Source organism: Halorhabdus amylolytica (assembly GCF_004944975.1).
Classification (GTDB): domain Archaea; phylum Halobacteriota; class Halobacteria; order Halobacteriales; family Haloarculaceae; genus Halorhabdus; species Halorhabdus amylolytica.
Window position 1 is genome coordinate 91,378 of the sequence record NZ_SPQG01000004.1, and the last position, 16,279, is coordinate 107,656.

General features: G+C 64.3%; 17 protein-coding genes. 10 read left to right on the plus strand and 7 right to left on the minus strand.

Going from position 1 to position 16,279, the window contains the following annotated elements:
- Positions 1-90 precede the first annotated feature (90 nt).
- A complete protein-coding gene (locus tag E3374_RS07315; RefSeq protein ID WP_136688426.1) occupies positions 91-1,932 on the plus strand; it encodes a UvrD-helicase domain-containing protein in 1,842 nt (613 codons plus the stop codon).
- Positions 1,933-1,956: 24 nt separating this feature from the next.
- Here E3374_RS07315 and E3374_RS07320 read toward each other — a convergent pair whose 3' ends face one another.
- The 3 genes from E3374_RS07320 to E3374_RS07330 form a co-directional block, all read right to left on the minus strand.
- The gene (locus E3374_RS07320; protein ID WP_136688427.1) at positions 1,957-3,078 is read right to left on the minus strand and encodes an RNA ligase; all 1,122 of its coding nucleotides are present in this window, start codon (positions 3,076-3,078) and stop codon (positions 1,957-1,959) included.
- A 136-nt stretch (positions 3,079-3,214) separates the two neighbouring features.
- Positions 3,215-4,105 (minus strand): hypothetical protein, encoded by an 891-nt coding sequence (locus E3374_RS07325; RefSeq protein ID WP_136688428.1) that lies wholly within the window; start codon positions 4,103-4,105, stop codon positions 3,215-3,217.
- A 61-nt stretch (positions 4,106-4,166) separates the two neighbouring features.
- Positions 4,167-5,066: a bile acid:sodium symporter family protein gene (locus tag E3374_RS07330; protein ID WP_136688429.1), complete on the minus strand. Its 900-nt coding sequence runs from the start codon at positions 5,064-5,066 to the stop codon at positions 4,167-4,169.
- A 132-nt stretch (positions 5,067-5,198) separates the two neighbouring features.
- Here E3374_RS07330 and E3374_RS07335 point away from each other — a divergent pair, with 132 nt between their 5' ends.
- The 4 genes from E3374_RS07335 (at position 5,199) to E3374_RS07350 (ending at position 8,975) form a co-directional block, all read left to right on the plus strand.
- Positions 5,199-5,852 carry an RNA ligase partner protein gene (locus E3374_RS07335; protein ID WP_136688430.1) on the plus strand — a complete coding sequence of 218 codons (654 nt, stop codon included), beginning with the start codon at positions 5,199-5,201 and terminating at the stop codon, positions 5,850-5,852.
- Between the two features lie 196 nt (positions 5,853-6,048).
- Entirely contained in the window at positions 6,049-7,263 is a 1,215-nt protein-coding gene (locus E3374_RS07340; protein ID WP_136688431.1) for an NAD(P) transhydrogenase subunit alpha, read from the plus strand.
- Positions 7,260-7,541 (plus strand): NAD(P) transhydrogenase subunit alpha, encoded by a 282-nt coding sequence (locus E3374_RS07345; RefSeq protein WP_135664000.1) that lies wholly within the window; start codon positions 7,260-7,262, stop codon positions 7,539-7,541. The genes E3374_RS07340 and E3374_RS07345 overlap by 4 nt, the downstream gene beginning before the upstream one ends.
- Positions 7,542-8,975 carry an NAD(P)(+) transhydrogenase (Re/Si-specific) subunit beta gene (locus tag E3374_RS07350; RefSeq protein WP_136688432.1) on the plus strand — a complete coding sequence of 478 codons (1,434 nt, stop codon included), beginning with the start codon at positions 7,542-7,544 and terminating at the stop codon, positions 8,973-8,975.
- Positions 8,976-9,020: 45 nt separating this feature from the next.
- Here E3374_RS07350 and E3374_RS07355 read toward each other — a convergent pair whose 3' ends face one another.
- Both E3374_RS07355 and E3374_RS07360 read right to left on the minus strand, forming a co-directional pair.
- Positions 9,021-9,266: a DUF7533 family protein gene (locus tag E3374_RS07355; RefSeq protein WP_136688433.1), complete on the minus strand. Its 246-nt coding sequence runs from the start codon at positions 9,264-9,266 to the stop codon at positions 9,021-9,023.
- A 45-nt stretch (positions 9,267-9,311) separates the two neighbouring features.
- Complete coding sequence (locus E3374_RS07360; protein ID WP_136688434.1) at positions 9,312-10,328, minus strand: PrsW family intramembrane metalloprotease; 1,017 nt, start codon at positions 10,326-10,328, stop codon at positions 9,312-9,314.
- Positions 10,329-10,429: 101 nt separating this feature from the next.
- Here E3374_RS07360 and E3374_RS07365 point away from each other — a divergent pair, with 101 nt between their 5' ends.
- The 5 genes from E3374_RS07365 to hisE all read left to right on the plus strand — a co-directional run bounded on the left by E3374_RS07365 (position 10,430) and on the right by hisE (position 15,139).
- A complete protein-coding gene (locus E3374_RS07365) occupies positions 10,430-11,464 on the plus strand; it encodes an NAD(P)/FAD-dependent oxidoreductase (RefSeq protein WP_169051801.1) in 1,035 nt (344 codons plus the stop codon).
- Positions 11,465-11,535: 71 nt separating this feature from the next.
- Positions 11,536-12,114 carry a pyridoxal 5'-phosphate synthase glutaminase subunit PdxT gene (gene pdxT, locus E3374_RS07370; protein ID WP_136688436.1) on the plus strand — a complete coding sequence of 193 codons (579 nt, stop codon included), beginning with the start codon at positions 11,536-11,538 and terminating at the stop codon, positions 12,112-12,114.
- A 190-nt stretch (positions 12,115-12,304) separates the two neighbouring features.
- Positions 12,305-13,774: a cytochrome ubiquinol oxidase subunit I gene (locus E3374_RS07375; protein WP_136688437.1), complete on the plus strand. Its 1,470-nt coding sequence runs from the start codon at positions 12,305-12,307 to the stop codon at positions 13,772-13,774.
- Positions 13,767-14,771: a cytochrome d ubiquinol oxidase subunit II gene (locus E3374_RS07380; protein ID WP_211194927.1), complete on the plus strand. Its 1,005-nt coding sequence runs from the start codon at positions 13,767-13,769 to the stop codon at positions 14,769-14,771. The genes E3374_RS07375 and E3374_RS07380 overlap by 8 nt, the downstream gene beginning before the upstream one ends.
- A 74-nt stretch (positions 14,772-14,845) precedes the next feature.
- Positions 14,846-15,139: a phosphoribosyl-ATP diphosphatase gene (hisE, locus tag E3374_RS07385; RefSeq protein ID WP_136688438.1), complete on the plus strand. Its 294-nt coding sequence runs from the start codon at positions 14,846-14,848 to the stop codon at positions 15,137-15,139.
- 134 nt (positions 15,140-15,273) lie between these two features.
- Here the strand turns inward: hisE and E3374_RS07390 are convergent, their stop codons facing one another.
- Both E3374_RS07390 and E3374_RS07395 read right to left on the minus strand, forming a co-directional pair.
- The gene (locus E3374_RS07390) at positions 15,274-15,675 is read right to left on the minus strand and encodes a hypothetical protein (RefSeq protein WP_136688439.1); all 402 of its coding nucleotides are present in this window, start codon (positions 15,673-15,675) and stop codon (positions 15,274-15,276) included.
- A gap of 128 nt (positions 15,676-15,803) precedes the next feature.
- Complete coding sequence (locus E3374_RS07395; protein ID WP_136688440.1) at positions 15,804-16,205, minus strand: hypothetical protein; 402 nt, start codon at positions 16,203-16,205, stop codon at positions 15,804-15,806.
- Positions 16,206-16,279: the final 74 nt, after the last annotated feature.

Below are 16,279 nucleotides of genomic sequence, written 5' to 3' on the forward strand. Positions count from 1 at the left end.
GGTGATGTCAATCCGGGAGACACACGTCGCGTTCGCGACTACCGGCAAAAGTCACGGCGCTTATGAGGGAGTAGCCCCACCAGTTGTGCAATGACCGATTCGACGCAGGTGACGCGCCTGTTCGGCGGGCCCGGCAGCGGGAAGACGACGGCCCTGCTCGACCGTGTCGAGGAACTGCTCGAGGACGACGACGTCGACGTTCGTGACGTCCTGGTGGTCTCGTACACGCGAGCGGCGGCCGCGGAGGTCCGTGAACGGCTGGCCGAACGACTGGACGTTTCCTCGCGGTCGCTGAAGGGCAACGTCTGTACGATGCACGCCAAGGCCTACGAGTTGCTCAACCTCTCACGGGGAGACGTGGTGAGCGAGTCCGACAAACAGGAGTTCTGTGAGGAGTATGGCATCGAGTACGAGGACCAGTACGAGGGCGGCGGCCGTCGGACGGCCCGCTCGACCACCATCGGCAACAAGATCATCGCCACCAGCCAGTGGCTCCAGCGAACCCGCCGGGACGTCGCCGACTGGTACGACGTCCCCTTCAAGTGGAACGAGGAGACGGTCCGACTCCCGCCGGATATCGACGAGAACGCCCAGACGGGAAACAAGTATACGCCGACCTGGCCCAGCGACGACGACCGAATCGACGTGCCCGAGGTGATCCGTGCCTGGCGGTCATACAAGGGCGAACACGAGGTCGTCGGGTTCGCGGATATGCTCGAACGCGTCGCCCAGCGTTCGTTGCTCCCGAACGTCGAATACCTCGCTATCGACGAGTTCCAGGACATCACTACGCTACAGTACGACGTGTACGAGGAGTGGAAGCCCCACATGGAGAAGGCCCTGATCGCGGGCGACGACGACCAGGTCGTCTACGCCTGGCAGGGGGCCGATCCACGACTGCTCTTAGAGGAGGAAGGCAAGGACGTCATCCTCGATACGTCCCACCGTCTCCCCTCGAAAATCCTCGATGTCGTCCAGCGTGAGGTCAGCCACATCGACGAGCGCCAGGAGAAGGACCTCTCGCCGCGCAAGCAGGGCGGGGCAGTCGAGGCCGTCAGGACCCCCTCGGTGCTCGACCTCGTGCGGAACGTCCGCTCGACCGTCGAGGAGGACGACGGCTCGCTGATGATCCTCTTTCGGGCGCGCTACCAGATGTTCCAATTCATCGACGAGTTCATCGACGAGGGGATCCCCTTCGACGTGATGACCGACCAGCGCATGTGGACCGATCGGTTGAGCGACTACGTCAGCGGGATCGAAGCGTTGGCCGACGACGAGGATCTGACGGCACTGGAGGTTCGCCGGCTGGCGGATATGCTCGCCGACACCGCCTTCGGGACCGGCGAGCGCGACGACCTCTTCGACGCCGTCGAGGAGCGCCAGGAGGACGCCGAGACGGACGACCTGGAAGCCATCATGGTCGAACCGGACCTGGTTCGTGATCACGCCCCCTTCCTGCCGGAACCGCCGGCCGCCGCGGACATGGTCCGGAAGGTCACCAGCTTCCAGGAGCGAGCCATCGAGGCGTACTTCCGCGGAGACTACCAGGACATGCCGACCGACAGGGTGCGGGTCGGGACGATCCACAGCGCGAAGGGTCGCGAGGCCGATCACGTCTTCGTCGCGACGGACCTCACCGAGAAGGTCGTCGAGCAGATGGCCGCGACCGTCGATCAGGAGGGTATCGAGGTCCCGGGCGTCGAGGAGTTCACCAAACACACCAGTCCGGTCCCGACACTGACCGACAACGAGCGCCGCGTCTTCTACGTCGGCATGTCCCGAGCGCGCGAACGGCTCGTCGTCCTCGAGAATCTCGTCGACGGTGCGCCGACCCTTCCGATCGACGTTCTCCTGCACAACGAGCCCACCGGCGCCGATCCCGAGGAGAGTCTCGCTGAGATCCTCGGCGAGGAAGTCGCCGTCGTCCACTGACGCCTTTCCTGTCACCTCCGCCGTTCATTCGTCGATCAGTTTGCCTTCGAGGTAGTCGCGGGTGTTGTCGCGTGTCGCCTGTGCGACCTTGACGAACGAAACCACGCGCTGGCCGTCCTCACGACGGTCGCTCCCGATCTCGAGTTCGATGCCCTGATCGCGGAGATGGGAGAGCAACGCCTCGATCACGTCGGGATCGCCCCGGACCGTGTGTTCCTCACCGACGGTTTCACCGCGTTGGACCGCTCGAATGGTTTCGATCGCGGGTAGGAGGATCGACTCCCCCAGTTCCTGTGCGCGCTGGCGGGACTCACCCCGCGTTCGATCCAGTTCGACGGCCTGGAACGCTTCCCGGACGATCCGCGGGAAGACGAAGTCACGCCCGTAGTCGAAGGGAAGCGAGAAGGCGTGGTCGAGATCGGCCCGATGCGTGACCGACGTGGTGTACTTCAACTGGTGCGTGCCGTCGATCGATTGCATGACGACGCCTTCCCGCCCCTCGCGGTCGAGGTCGGCGATTATCTCCCGGAGTGCCTCCGGCGTTTCCTCCGGCTTGTACTCGCCGAATGCGGGAACCTGCGGGAGACCGTACTCTTCGCACAGTTCGCGTCGGCGTGGCACTGATAGCGGCGTTCCAGTCTCACGGTGGCGCACGTCGAAGACCTCGACCCGCGCCGATTCGACTTCCGGATAGTCGTGTGGCGTGTAGGGGTTTTCGGGACCGAGCAACTCCCCACAGAGCATGAGATCCGGGTAGTCGTCGAAGAACGCGCCGGGATCGAGCAGCTCGCGAACCTTCGCGGTGGTGTACGGACAGAGATAGCCGCTCCGGGTGAACCCCAGGACGTCGCCGTCGATCGCGGCGACCCGGACGTTGTAACCGTTGCGTTTCTCTTCGACGGTCACCCGGCTGTCGAAGTACTCGGGGATTCCGGGGTCGAGCACGAGTGTTCGCGGGATCGATGGGAATCCGTGGACGACCTCGCCGTCGACGATCGCCGTCCCGCGTTCGAGACCCCGGCGCGCGTCAGTGAGATGGCGATAGCGCCGCCCCTCAAAGGTATCGTGCTGGAACTGTTCGAGGAGATCCCCGAGATCGTCCGGCGGTACGCCGAGGGCAGCGGCCAGTTCCGGGTCGGCGTCCATACCTCGATCTACGGTCGCGGGCGATATAGGTGTGGTGCCACACCGCACAGCCCAGCTCACGCGAGCACGAGGAGAGTCCTCGGCGAGGCCGAAGAGATCCGCGCGGAACTCGAACGGGATGCAAAACCGGGCGCGATCACAGGGACAGCACGTTCATCCGGATGGCGAGCCGGAACAGACCGATCCCGATGATGAGTAAAGTTCCCAGGAAAGCCAGGACCTGGATCGTCGTGAGCTGGCGCTGTCGGTGTTGCTCGGACGTGATCTCGATATTCTTGAACAGCATCCCCACGATCTCCTTGGCGTAATCGATGTGCTGGCCGAGTTCGGGATCGTCCAGATCCCACTTTTCGACGGCGTAGGCGTATCCGGCCTCGGTCTGCTCGACGCGCTGGAGCAGGTCGGAGATTTCGCTCTCGTCCGTGCCCGGATCGAAGTCCCTGGTCTTCCGGATACACTGTGAGAGGAAGTCGTGACAGACCTGGCTGAAGACGGCGTTCCTGTCGTAGGCGTCCGTCTCCACCACCGCGGTCCCGACGGGGATGTCATCCAGGTCGAGTTGCTCGCCCAGTACCGTCCACTCAGTACGGGCGATGTGACGGTACAGCGATTCGACGATCCGCAGGACATCGTCGGCATCTCGGTCGTCCGGGACCTCCGCTATCAGGGTCCCGATGACGGTGTAGCGACACGCGATCGGGTTCTCGGTGTCCCAGCCACTCGCCGGCAATCCCTCGATCTCGAACGGATCCCCGGTCTCCGTTGGGGGCCGGAAATCGCGACCGCCGTCCCGGTTCACCCCGTCGAATCGATCCGTTTCCGGTGGCACCTCGCGGAGGTTCCTGGCTCCAAGTTCGAGCGTGAATCGGATCGTGTCCCCGGCGAAGCGGTCGCCGTCGTCGATCCAGTTTCTAACCCGACACGGGACCACGATCCGCGGATCGACGATCGGCCCGTCCCCCAGTTCCCGTTTGAATTCCGTGTAATGAGCGATAGAGCGCGGCACCCAGACCGCGACATACGTCATACGTCCGGACTGGCAGTCGTCCCTAAAACCGATATGGTTCCCGGTAACACATGCCAATGAGTCAGGATCGGGCCACGACCAGCCCCGCGACGAGTTGCTGGATGACGTAGTACGTGACGACGGCCACGACGACGCCCTCGGCCTGGAGTGCCCCGCTTACGACGACGGCGACGCCGAGGTTCTTCAGTCCGGTGGCGAAGAACAGTGCGCGGCCCCGCGCTGAACCGACGCCGGGGATGGCGGCCGCCCCCGTCGCCGCCCCGAGCACGAGCACCGTCACGCACAGTGCCACCACCGCGACGCGCCCGACGTCGGCCGGGACGGCCGTCCCGAACGGGCTGGTCGCGATCCCCACGTACACCAAGGTCCCGATGACGGCCAGCGAGAGGCGGTCCAGTCCTCGCTCGCCGACCGTGCCCGCCGGCACGATCCAGGCGAGCACGAACCCGCCCGCGACGACGAGTGCCACTTCGATCAGCAACGAAACAGGGGACAGCGAGACGCCCGTTCCGAGCAACCCGGTGATGACCAACGGCGTGACAACCGGCGCGAGAAAGAGGGTGACGAATGTGATGCCGGCCGTCAGGACGACATCCGCGTCACTGAGCCGCGCCCAGACCAGCGCGCTCCCGGTCGTCGTGGGTCCTGCGGTCACGACGACGACGCCAGCCAGCGCCGCCGGGGGGAGGACTGCCCGCCCCACTCCGAACGCGACGACCGGAAGCGCCAGGAAGGTCCCGATCAGTCCGGCACTCACGAGCCACCACGGCCTCTCCAGTACGTCCCCGACGTCGGCCGCTCTGATCGACGTGTAGACCAGCATCGCAACGAGGGGTCCGACGAGCGGTTCGAGCCCCGATCCGGGGCCCGGCACCGCGATCCCGAGCGTCGACGCCGCTACCACCACCCCCACGCTCCGGAATCGTGCGAGTATCGTGATCCATCCGTCCGGGATCGACACCACGCTCTCTCTACGCGCGGTATTCGTCGACGTCAATTGTTTCTGTCGCTCCCGGACATCCCGTTTCGCGGTTGTCTGCTTCAGTTCGGAAGCCGGCGGAGAACCTTTGCCGGAGGCCACACAAGTCCCTTTATGTCCGAGAACCCGCTCAAACAACGGTTCGTCCTCGATACCTCGGTGTTCATCACTCCGGAAATTCGCACCGAAGACGAGGACCTGGAGGCGGCCGTCGAACGGTTACTTGACCTCGTTGCGGAGGCGAAACTCGAACACAACATCTCCTGTTACATGCCGCCCTCGATCAACGAGGAACTGACGACGATGCTGGAGGAGCGCGACGTCGGCGAGGAGACGATCGAGAAGCTGAACACGTGGGTCATCACGAAGAGTCCGGCCCAGTACGAGGTGATGATCCCCGCCGAGATCGTCTACGGGTTCATCGACGAGATGAGTGACCGGGTCAACCGGGGGCTTCGCGTCTCCGAGAAAGCCGTCCGGAAGGCCGAACAGTCCCGAAAGGAACCAGACCACGAGCACATGAGCGAGGTGGACAAGGTCATCTCCGATCTGCGGGACGAATACCGGCGGGCGCTCCGGCAGGGGGTGCTTGACTCCCGTGAGGACTTCGACCTGCTGATCCTGGCGCGGGAACTGGACGCTGGCGTCGTCACCGAGGACACTGGGATCATCAACTGGGCGGAGGACTTCGGCCTCCGTTATCTTCGCGGGCGGTCGTTCCCGCCGCTGATCGAGGAGTACCTGGCGGCCGGTGACCGGATCGGGTAAACGGTCGAGCCTACGGCTTGCGTTACCGGAAAAAGTTGAACTATTCGTTTCGGTTGACGCATTTTTTGCGAAAGTCATAATACCACGAGAGCAGTGGATCCGCTACCCGACAGTCTATGTTGAACTACGTCATTACACGTCGGATCGGAGGGTCCGTGGAGAGGGTATCCGGACGCCGTCGGTCGACGGAGGGGCTATGATCGTCGGCGTCCCGGCCGCACGCGAACCTGAGACGCGCGTCGCGATGACGCCGGCTGTCGCCGAGGACCTCATCGAGGTCGACCACGAGGTACACGTCGAGTCCGGCGCTGGCGAGGGGGCTGGCTGGGACGATGTGGCCTACCGCGAGGCGGGCTGTGAGATCCGCGACGACCGCGAGAGCGTCCTCGCGGATGCCGAAGTCGTCTTCGAGGTCACGGCGCTGGGCGCCGTCGACGATCCCGACCCCACACAGTACCGTGAGGGACAGGTCGTCGTCGGGATGCTCGGTCCGTTCGGGATCGACGACGCGACCCAGAAAACGCTGGCCGAGGGCGGTGTCACGGCCCTGGCGATCGAACTCGTCCCGCGGATTTCCCGCGCCCAGAGTATGGACGCCAACTCCTCGCAGGCCAACGTCGCTGGCTACAAGGCCGCCGTCCAGGCCGCCGAGCAACTCGACCGGATGGTCCCGATGCAGATGACCGCCGCCGGGACGGTCCAGCCCGCGGAGGTGTTCGTCATCGGGGCCGGCGTCGCCGGTCTGCAGGCTATCTCGACGGCCGACCGGCTGGGCGCGTCGGTGAGTGCCTACGACATCCGGCCGGAGGCCGCAGAGGAGATCACGAGTGTCGGCGCGGAGTTCGTCGAACTCGATGTCCACACCGACGACGCATCGGACGAGGAGGGCCACGCCGTCGAACAGGACGAGGAGTTCTACCGCAAGCAACGCGACCAACTCGGCGAAGTCGTCGCCGAGTCGGACGCGCTGATCACGACCGCAGCGGTCGCAAGCGGTGAGGCGCCCCGACTCGTCACCGATGAGGCGATCGCTGCGATGGACGACGGCTCCGTTGTGATCGACCTGGCGGCCGACGGCGGCGGGAACTGCGATCCGACCAGGCCCGACCAGCGGGTCGATCACGAGGGCGTGACCGTCCTCGGGCCGACGAACCTCCCGGCGACGGTCCCCCGAACGGCGAGTCAACTCTACGCCAACAACCTGGTGAATTTCATCGAGAACATGCTCGAAGACGGCGAACTGACCGTCGACACTGACGACGAAATCGTCGACGCCACGCTGCTGACCCACGACGGGACCGTTCGGAACCCCCACCGCGACGATAGCGAGGCGGACGATAGTGAATCGAACGGGGACGGACAGCCTGAGGAAGCTGACGACGACGCTACTGACGGAGGTGAGTCGGCGTGAGTCTCGTCACTAACCTCACACTGTTCGTCCTGGCGGCGTTCTTGGGCTACGAGATCATCACGAAGATCCCCACGAACCTCCATACGCCGCTGATGTCCGGGGCGAACGCTATCTCCGGGATCACGCTCATCGGTTCCGTACTCGTCGCTGGCTCGGGTGAGACGACGCTGGCGACGGTGCTCGGGGTACTGGCGGTCGTGATGGCGACGATCAACGTCGTCGGCGGGTACCTCGTGAGTCACTTCATGCTCTCGCAGTTCAACCGGGGTGGGCGCTGAATGGCCGACGGCGTTCTCGGACACCTGCCCCCGTCGGCGCTCGAACTCGCCTATCTGGTCGCGGCGATCTTCTTCATCCAGGGGCTACGGGACATGACCCATCCCCGGACGGCCACGCGAGGAAACCTCACCTCCTCGGGCGGGATGTTCCTGGCTGTCGTCGCGACGGTCCTCTATTTCGAGATCCTCTCGCCGGCACTGCTGGCTGTCTCGCTTTTGATCGGCGGAGCGGTCGGCACCTGGCTCGCGGTCAGCGTCGAGACGACCGAGATGCCCCAGCTCGTCGGGCTGTTCAACGGCTTTGGCGGCGGAGCATCGACGCTTGTGGCCGGTGCCGAACTCGTCGACGCGACCGGGGGTGGGCTCGGACTCGAACTGACCACCACGGCGGCGATCGCGGGGATCGTCGGGACGGTCACCTTCTTTGGGAGCCTCGTCGCCGCGGGGAAACTCCACGGGCTGGTCGGAGACTCGCCGATCGAGGGGCGGACGAACCAGATCCTACAGGTCGTCTTCTTCGCCGGCGCGGTACTTGCCGGGCTCTTCCTGATGGTTCAAACTGGATTGCTCGGCGAAGCGCCCCTGGCCGGTTGGCTGCCTGCCTACTGGGTGTTGGTCGCCGCCGCGGCGATCTTCGGCATCCTGCTGGTGTATCCGATCGGGGGCGCGGACATGCCGGTCGTGATCGCGCTGTTGAACTCCATGTCGGGACTGGCCGCCGCAACGACAGGGTTCGTTCTGGACAACACGGCGCTGATCGTCGCCGGGACGCTTGTCGGCGCGGCCGGACTCATCCTCACCTTCATCATGTGTGAGTCGATGAACCGCACGCTGACGAACGTCCTCTTTGGCAGCATGGCCGAGGGGAGCGACGAGGACATGGAGGACATCTACGAGGGCAATATCACCGAGACCTCCCCCGAAGAAGTCGAGATGATGCTCGACGCTGCCGAGCGCGTCGTCATCGTCCCCGGCTACGGAATGGCGGTCGCCCAGGCCCAACACGCCGTCGCGGAACTGGCCGACCTGCTCGAAGAGAACGGCGTCGACGTCGAGTTCGGCATCCACCCCGTCGCCGGCCGGATGCCCGGACACATGAACGCCCTGCTCGCCGAAGCGGACGTCGACTACGAGAAGATGCGCGAGTTAGAGCAAGTCAACCCCACGTTCTCCCAGACGGACGTGGTGATCATCACCGGCGCGAACGACGTGGTCAACCCCTCGGCCAAGGAAGACGAGGGGAGTCCGATCGCCGGGATGCCGGTCCTGGAAGTCTGGGAGGCCCGGTCGGTGATCGTCAACAAGCGCAGCCTCTCGCCGGGCTTCTCGGGAATCCCGAATCCGCTGTTTGCCAACGACAACACGAGCATGCTCTTTGGCGACGCCAAGCAGTCGATGCAGGATCTGGTCGACGCGTACAACGAGAATCACTGATCGCGTTGCGAGTCAGCGCTCGTTTTCCGGCGAACTTCAGTGGTCTCAATCGTCGTCAGTCGAGTCGGTTTTCACGATCCGTTCAACGAGACCGCCGAGCCCCCGTTCGAGTAGATCACCGAACGTGACGATGTAGCGTTCGATAGCGAAGATCAGGCCGACGATTCCCAGAAACGCGAGCCCCCCGAGGAGTCGGCCGCTGGCGAGGAAATCCAGCGCGATCACGACGATCGGGGCGACGATGACGACCGTCCCGGCCTGCCCGATCATCTCCAGTATCCCCGAAGCCATGGAGGTCCGTACCGTTCCAACGGTAAAAAGACCAACGTCAGCGATTCACGGATCGAACTCGGTCAATTCGGACTCGACCGAGCGATCCGGGTCTGGTCGTGTCGCCAGGTAGGCCCGTCGGTAGGCGCGCAATTTGCCGAGCAGGAACGTCAGTAACAGGCCGTCGTAGACGATCACGAACCCGACGAGGGCGACGAAGGGGCCGATCCCGAAGGCGTTTGCCACGCCGAAGGGGACGAACGAGACCAGTGCGTTGTACCCACCGTGAACCAATGCGGCGATCAGCAGGCCCTTGACGACGATCGGGCCGGCGTCGTCGGGATTGAACTTCGCCAGCCCGAGGTAGTAACCCGCGATCGCCGAGTAAATGACGTGGCCTGGGCCGGCGAGCGCCCGGACAGTCGCGATCCCACTGCCGCCCGCGAGTGTCTGTAACCCGCCCTGGGCAGACGTCTGTGCGGTGATGTAGAGGGTGTTCTCGATCGTGGCGAACCCGAGTCCGGCGATGGCCCCGTAGACGGCGCCGTCGATCACTGCGTCGAAGCGGCCGTCCCGGAAGGCGTGTAAGCGAACCGCAAGAAGTTTCACGCCCTCCTCGACGGGACCGACGACGACGAAAAACATCGCGACCATCCCGAGGGCGGGGACGCCGACCAGCGCGGCCGATCCGACGAACACCGGCTCCAGCAGGGAGTTGACGATCCCGGCGAAGCCCGCGAACAACACGCCGAGCAGGAAGGTAGCCACGAGCAGGGACAGGGGTTCGCCAGTCGTCACGTCGGCTCGCCAGACGTACACCGCCAACGCGAGGGCGGGAACGGCCGAGAGAACGGTCAACGTACCGATCGCCGGATCGGTCACGGTCCCCAGGCCACCGAGGACCACTTGCACGACGAGGATCAACGCGGCCAGCGCCACGACAGCCGAACGCGCGAGCGCCAACAGTACGTGATAGACGATCACGGCGACCCGGTCGAGACGACTCCGGGGGTCCCACTCGACGATGTCCTGTAGATCCAGCGAGTCGTCTGCGACGGCCTGGATCGGATCGCGGCGGTCCATGCGAGTCCGTCCGGCCGGCGGCGACAAGTGTCTACCGGCGATCCCCGCGAGCGATACCGGACGTCACCCGGATTTAAACGATGGCGGCCCAAGTCACGCCCATGCCACGGTCGGTCTGCGTCGTCGGTGGGGGCATCGCCGGTGCCGGGACCGCCTACGCGCTTCCCGAGGACGTCGAGGTAAGCGTCCTCGAGTCCCGGTCGGTGGGCGGGCGACTGGCGAGTCGCCGTCGCGAGGGGTGTGTCTACGATCACGGCGCGGATCACCTCCGGCTGGCCGACGACGACCGCGCCGAACTGGTCAAAGCCGTTGTTGGTGATACATTGATCGAGATTCCCGAGCCGATCCACCAGTTCGAGGCCGACGGGACGATCACCGACCGACCCGACGAATTCACACGCTGGAGCGGCGAGAACGGCATCGACGGCATCGTCTGGGCCGTTCTCGAGGCGGCCGGCGCAGATGTCGAAGAGGGCGCGACCGTCACCGGACTCGCCTGCGACGACGGTGAGTGGGTCGTCTCGACCGGGCGCGACAGCCGACGTTTCGATGCGATCGTACTCGCGACGCCGGCCGCCGCGACGGCAGTCCTGCTGGAAGCCGCTAACTGGGACGCTCCCGTCCGGCGGCGACTGGCGGACGTCGCCGCTGACGTCCCGCATCAACCCGTCGACGTCGTTGCGTTACACTATCCTTTCGAACTCGACGTGTCCTACTACGGCCTGGTCAGCGTCGAGCGTGCCAGCGACGTCGTCTGGCTCGGCCGCCAGGAGTGCAAACCCGGGCACGTTCCCGACGGTGAGTCGTTGTTGACTGTCCAGCTTGGCACCCTCTGGTCGGCCGCTAACGCTGGCGCTCGCCCCCAGGAGACCGCTCTGGAGGTCGCCCACCGCGTCGCCCCGCTGGTCGGGGACGACCGTCTGCGGGAACCGGACTGGTGGGACCACCACCGCTGGGGTCGCGGACTGCCGTCCGGGGGTCCCGAAGCGTCGCTGTGTGATAGAACCCTCGAGTACGATCTCGCGGTCGCCGGGGACTGGGTGGCCGGCGTCGGCCAAGCCCACGCCGCACTCGATAGTGGGCTGGCTGCCGGCCGGAAGCTTGCCGAACAGTTCGGGCTCGAACCGGTCGTCTGAGCCCACCGTAGTTCCCGGTCGTCGACGACCCGAAGGGAGAGCTTTTTCGCGTTCGATCGGCAAGCCGTAGTATGGCCATCACCGCCGGTGTCGTCGCCGTCCAAGGGGACGTCAGCGAACACGCCGAGGCCGTCATCGAGGCCGCCGCCAGCCACGGCGAGGCCGCCGAAGTCATCGAGATCCGCGAGTCCGGGCTCGTCGGGGAGTGTGACGTGCTTTTGATGCCCGGGGGCGAATCGACGACGATCTCCCGGCTGATCCACCGCGAGGGGATCGCTTCCGAGATCCGCGAGCACGTCGCCGCGGGCAAGCCCGTCCTCGCTACCTGTGCCGGGCTGATCGTCGCTGCGAACGACGCCGGCGACGACCGGATCGAGACGCTCGATCTGCTGGACATCCGCGTCCAGCGCAACGCCTTCGGCCGCCAGAAGGATAGTTTCGAAGCCCCGCTCGACGTCGATGGGCTTGACGACCCCTTCCACGCGGTGTTCATCCGCGCGCCCGTCATCAGTGAGGTGGGCGACGCCGAGATCCTCGCCACCTGGGAAGACCGGCCGGTCGCGGTCCGTGACGGTCCCGTCGTTGGGACGTCTTTCCACCCGGAACTGACTGGCGACCACCGGATCCACGACCTCGCCTTCTTCGATTAGACGGCGCCCCCGGTGGAGGACGTTCGGATCACGTATCCCGGGCGGCTGACGACGCGATCAATTACCCTCGACTTTTGCCGCTTCAGAAAATACAGTTCGCCCAAACATAAAAATATTTTCGGCAATTCTCGATCGATGGGAGAAAACCGCTGTCTTATCGGTCCGGTAGTTCGAACCCGCCCCCAAACGAATGCACGTAGCTAGCCAGATACTCGAGGGTGCGTTCGGGGCCGGACCGGCGCTGGATGGATGGGTGTTGTTCCTGCCAGCCGAGTTCGCAAGTCGAGTCCAGTTCGGGTGGACGATCAGCGTTCACATTCTCTTTGCGGCCCTCTCGATCGGGCTCGCGCCGTTCATCGTCTACTTCACGTGGAAAGACGTCAGGACCGACACGGAGCGCTTCAGTCGGTTGCGGTCGTTCTGGCTGAAGGTCTTCGCCGTCGGGTTCGTCATGGGGACGGTCACCGGGATCCCGATGAGCTTCCAGTTCGGGACGAACTTCCCGCAGTTCTCGGCGGTCGCGGGCGAGTTGATCGGCGGTCCGCTGGCCTTCGAGGCGAAGATGGCGTTCTTCCTCGAAGCGGTTTTCCTCGGTGTGTTGTTGTTCGGTCGCGAGAAGGTCAGCGACCGGACGTACGTCCTCTCATCGGTGCTGGTCGGCTTTGGCGCGTGGCTGTCGGGTTTCTGGATCCTGGTCGTCAATGCCTGGATGCAGACCCCCCAGGGCTACGAGATGATCACGCGCAACGGGATGGAAGTCGCGAAGCTGACCGACCCCATCGCGGCGTTTCTCAACCCGCGACTCCCCTGGATGTACGTGCACATGATCAACGCGTCGGTGATCTCCGTGGCGCTACTGGTCGCCGGTGTCGCCGCCTACATCGTCTGGAAGAAACGTAACGCGAAAGCCTGGAACACGGCGCTGAAGATCGCCATCCTGATTTTGATCGTCGCCGCGCCGCTGCAGGCGGTCCACGGCGACGCCTACGGTCGTCACGTCGAGAACACCCAGCCACAGAAGTTCGCCGCCATGGAGGCCCACTACGAGACGGGGACGGCGGACCTACACCTCTTTGCGATCCCGACGAGCCCCGACGCGATCATGAACCCGAGCGAGGAGAACCTCTTCGCGATCAGCCTTCCGAGAGTCGGCTCGTTCCTCGCCAGCGGGGGTGACTTCGACGCGGTCGTGAAAGGCCTCGACGAGTACGAACAGAACCCGCCAGTGCCGCTCGTGTTCTGGTCGTTCCGGATCATGGTCGGACTCGGGTTCCTGTTCATCGCCCTGGCGTTCTGGGGTGGCTATCTCACCTACCGCGGCCGACTCGCCGACAGCAAACGCTATTTGCGGGCGATGATCGCCGCCTCGCCGCTGGGTTTCGCCGCCCTGCTCACCGGCTGGTACGTCACGGAGATCGGCCGCCAGCCGTGGGTGATCCAGGACGTACTCACGACGAGCGAGGCTGTCTCGACAACGCTGTCCTCGGCAGAGGCGACCACGAGCCTGGTCGCGTTCGTCGTCATTTATATCGGTCTGGTGCTAGCTGCGCTGTACGTCCTGCGGTGGCTGATCGAGGATGAACTCCGCGACCTCGGCGTCGAGGAGTCCGCGGACGATCACTGGTACGGCCCGCTTCCGGAGGTGGCAAGCGATGATTGAGCCACTGGTGATTCCGGTCGATAGGTATCTCCACCCATCGCTGCCGGAGATCTGGTTCGGGGTGGTAATGTTCGCGCTGGCGATGTACGTCGTATTGGACGGTTTGGACTTCGGGATCGGGATGTTGTATGCGACCCGTGACGACGACCACGACCGTGAGACGATGCTCGCGGCGTTCGGACCGATCTGGGACGCCAACGAGGTGTGGCTGATCGCCTTCGGGACGATGTTGCTGGCGGCGTTCCCGGACGTCTACTCTCGACTGCTGGCCGACAACTACCTGATCGCGCTCGGATTCGTCCTCGCCTTGCTGTTTCGCGGTGTCGGTCCGGAGTTGCGCGAGCAACGCGAGGACGAACAGTGGCGACGAGCCTGTGACTACTCTTTCGTCGGTGGGAGTGTACTCGCCCCGTTCCTGTTCGGCGTGCTCGCCGGCTCGTGGGTGTTCAGTGTGGGGGCGCTCTCGCTGCCCGCGATCCTGACCGGCGTCGGCCTGGTGGCCGTTTCGGCGGCCACCGGCGCGGCGTTCCTGGCAGCCAAGACCGGCCCCGCGCTGGCCGAAGAGATGCGCGATCTCGGGATACTCGCGACGATCGCCTATCTCGGTGGCGTGGTGGTCTTGCTCGCGGTCGTGATCTGGACTGACGCCGGGGGAGCCGCCGGGACGATCCTCTCGGCTCCCGGGATCGGCATCGTCGCCCTCTCCGTCATCGCGGGTCTCGGTGGCATCGTCCTCGCCCTCCGCGATCGCTATCGGGCGTGGCTCGCGAGCGCGCTCGCCCTGCCCACGTTGCTGAGCGTCCTCGTCGCGCTGTTGCTGTATCCGACGATCTATCCCGCGACGGGGCTGACGGTGAGCGATGCCGTGGTCTCGCCGCTGGCACTCAACCTCACAACCGTCCTCGGGTTCCCTGTCCTCGTCGTCGTGCTGTGGTACTTCAAGTTCCTCTATGGCGTCTTCAGCGGGCCGATCGAGGCTGAGGGATACGGCACGTAGGTCGTGATCGTCCGCCGTGACGCTTGGACGGTCGCTTCGACGCGCTTAGGGGCCGGCCACGCGTGGACTCTGGCATGACCGACGACGAGGCGATACTCGACGAACTGTTCGCGGTGATCGAGGACCGCAAGGAGACGTTGCCCGAAGACTCCTATACAGCGTCGCTGTTCGCCCACGAAAAGGGCGAGAACGCCGTCCTGGAGAAGTTAGGCGAAGAGTCAACGGAACTGATTCTCGCTGCCAAGGACGACGATCACGAGGAGATCGCCCACGAGAGCGCCGACATCGTCTATCATCTGCTCGTGTTGCTTTCGATGAACGACATGGATTTGACGGACCTTCGGGCGGAGTTACGCGAACGGCGGTAGCGAGGTCGAGCGACCGACGGGAGCGAGACCTCGAACAGGTGAGCGGTGACGAAGGAACCGCGAACAGCGAGGCCGACCGCAGGGAGGCCTCGGAACGGGCGAGCGGTGACGAAGGAACCGGAATCAGCAGACACTCATCGTTCGGCGATCCACTCGCGGGCTTCGTCCATGTCGGCGGTCACCATGCTCTCGAAATCGAGATCGGACATCTCCTCGTAGAACTCCTCCATGTCCATCTGGGAGATCACGCTGTCTCGATGGACGGTGACGTCGTACTCGATGCCGGCGTCGATGACCTTCGGTAACCACTCCCCTAAGAGCCACTGTTGGTCCTCTTCGTTGTGTGCTTTGATCCCACGCGTGTTCACGATCAGTTTCCGGGCGTCCTGCTCTTTGATGAACGCAAGGAGGTCGTTTGCCCCGTCACGAAACTGTTCCCCCGTCGAGAACGCTTCCCAGTAAAAGACGACGGCATCGATCTCCTCGTCGTACTCCATGGTGTACAGATCCGTTTCTTTATGGGCATTCTGTGCCATAAAACGATCTTTTACCGCTTCCCTAATGATTCAACCCCTCTAAATATCACGAGAGATAACCAGGGCGTCGCTCGGAGGTGCTCGTCCACGCGACGAGAAGTCTCGACTTCACGCACGAGCAGTCTGGGTCACTGGGAAGCGAGCCACTCGCGGGCTTCAGCCATGTCGTCCGTTATCAGGTTCTCGAACGGCGCGTCTTCGATCGGGTCGACGGTTTCTTGAATATCCATCTCGGCGATGACACTCGATCGATGGACGTTGACGGAGTACTCCATCCCGGCCTCGATCATGTTGGGGATCCACTCTGCTTGGAGCCACTGTTTGTCCTCGTCGTCGTGGGCCTTGACCTCCCTCGTGTCGACGATCAGTTTCGAGACGTCACGCTCTTCGAAGATATTCAGCAACTCGTTGGCTCCCTCCCGGAACTTCTCGCCGCTGGAAAACATGTTCCAGGTGTGGACGACCGCGTCGATCTCGTCGTCGTATTCGATGGTGTAGGCGGTCTCGTCTCGGAGTATCTCTCCCGGCATAGTGAGATGTGGACAGATATCGGTCTTAAATCTCCGTTTCCGAATATCACTCCTGATACGCGACCGTCGATATC

Excerpts from the sequence above, each read along its gene's own strand:
- E3374_RS07355 (WP_136688433.1), bottom strand. The coding sequence starts at position 9,266 with ATGGCTTCGGGGATACTGGAGATGATCGGGCAGGCCGGGACGGTCGTC.
- E3374_RS07320 (WP_136688427.1), bottom strand. The coding sequence starts at position 3,078 with ATGGACGCCGACCCGGAACTGGCCGCTGCCCTCGGCGTACCGCCGGAC.
- E3374_RS07395 (WP_136688440.1), bottom strand. The coding sequence starts at position 16,205 with ATGCCGGGAGAGATACTCCGAGACGAGACCGCCTACACCATCGAATAC.
- E3374_RS07335 (WP_136688430.1), top strand. The coding sequence starts at position 5,199 with ATGTCCGAGAACCCGCTCAAACAACGGTTCGTCCTCGATACCTCGGTG.
- E3374_RS07315 (WP_136688426.1), top strand. The coding sequence starts at position 91 with ATGACCGATTCGACGCAGGTGACGCGCCTGTTCGGCGGGCCCGGCAGC.
- E3374_RS07340 (WP_136688431.1), top strand. The coding sequence starts at position 6,049 with ATGATCGTCGGCGTCCCGGCCGCACGCGAACCTGAGACGCGCGTCGCG.
- E3374_RS07380 (WP_211194927.1), top strand. The coding sequence starts at position 13,767 with ATGATTGAGCCACTGGTGATTCCGGTCGATAGGTATCTCCACCCATCG.
- E3374_RS07350 (WP_136688432.1), top strand. The coding sequence starts at position 7,542 with ATGGCCGACGGCGTTCTCGGACACCTGCCCCCGTCGGCGCTCGAACTC.
- hisE (WP_136688438.1), top strand. The coding sequence starts at position 14,846 with ATGACCGACGACGAGGCGATACTCGACGAACTGTTCGCGGTGATCGAG.
- E3374_RS07360 (WP_136688434.1), bottom strand. The coding sequence starts at position 10,328 with ATGGACCGCCGCGATCCGATCCAGGCCGTCGCAGACGACTCGCTGGAT.
- pdxT (WP_136688436.1), top strand. The coding sequence starts at position 11,536 with ATGGCCATCACCGCCGGTGTCGTCGCCGTCCAAGGGGACGTCAGCGAA.
- E3374_RS07390 (WP_136688439.1), bottom strand. The coding sequence starts at position 15,675 with ATGGCACAGAATGCCCATAAAGAAACGGATCTGTACACCATGGAGTAC.
- E3374_RS07375 (WP_136688437.1), top strand. The coding sequence starts at position 12,305 with ATGCACGTAGCTAGCCAGATACTCGAGGGTGCGTTCGGGGCCGGACCG.
- E3374_RS07325 (WP_136688428.1), bottom strand. The coding sequence starts at position 4,105 with ATGACGTATGTCGCGGTCTGGGTGCCGCGCTCTATCGCTCATTACACG.
- E3374_RS07365 (WP_169051801.1), top strand. The coding sequence starts at position 10,430 with ATGCCACGGTCGGTCTGCGTCGTCGGTGGGGGCATCGCCGGTGCCGGG.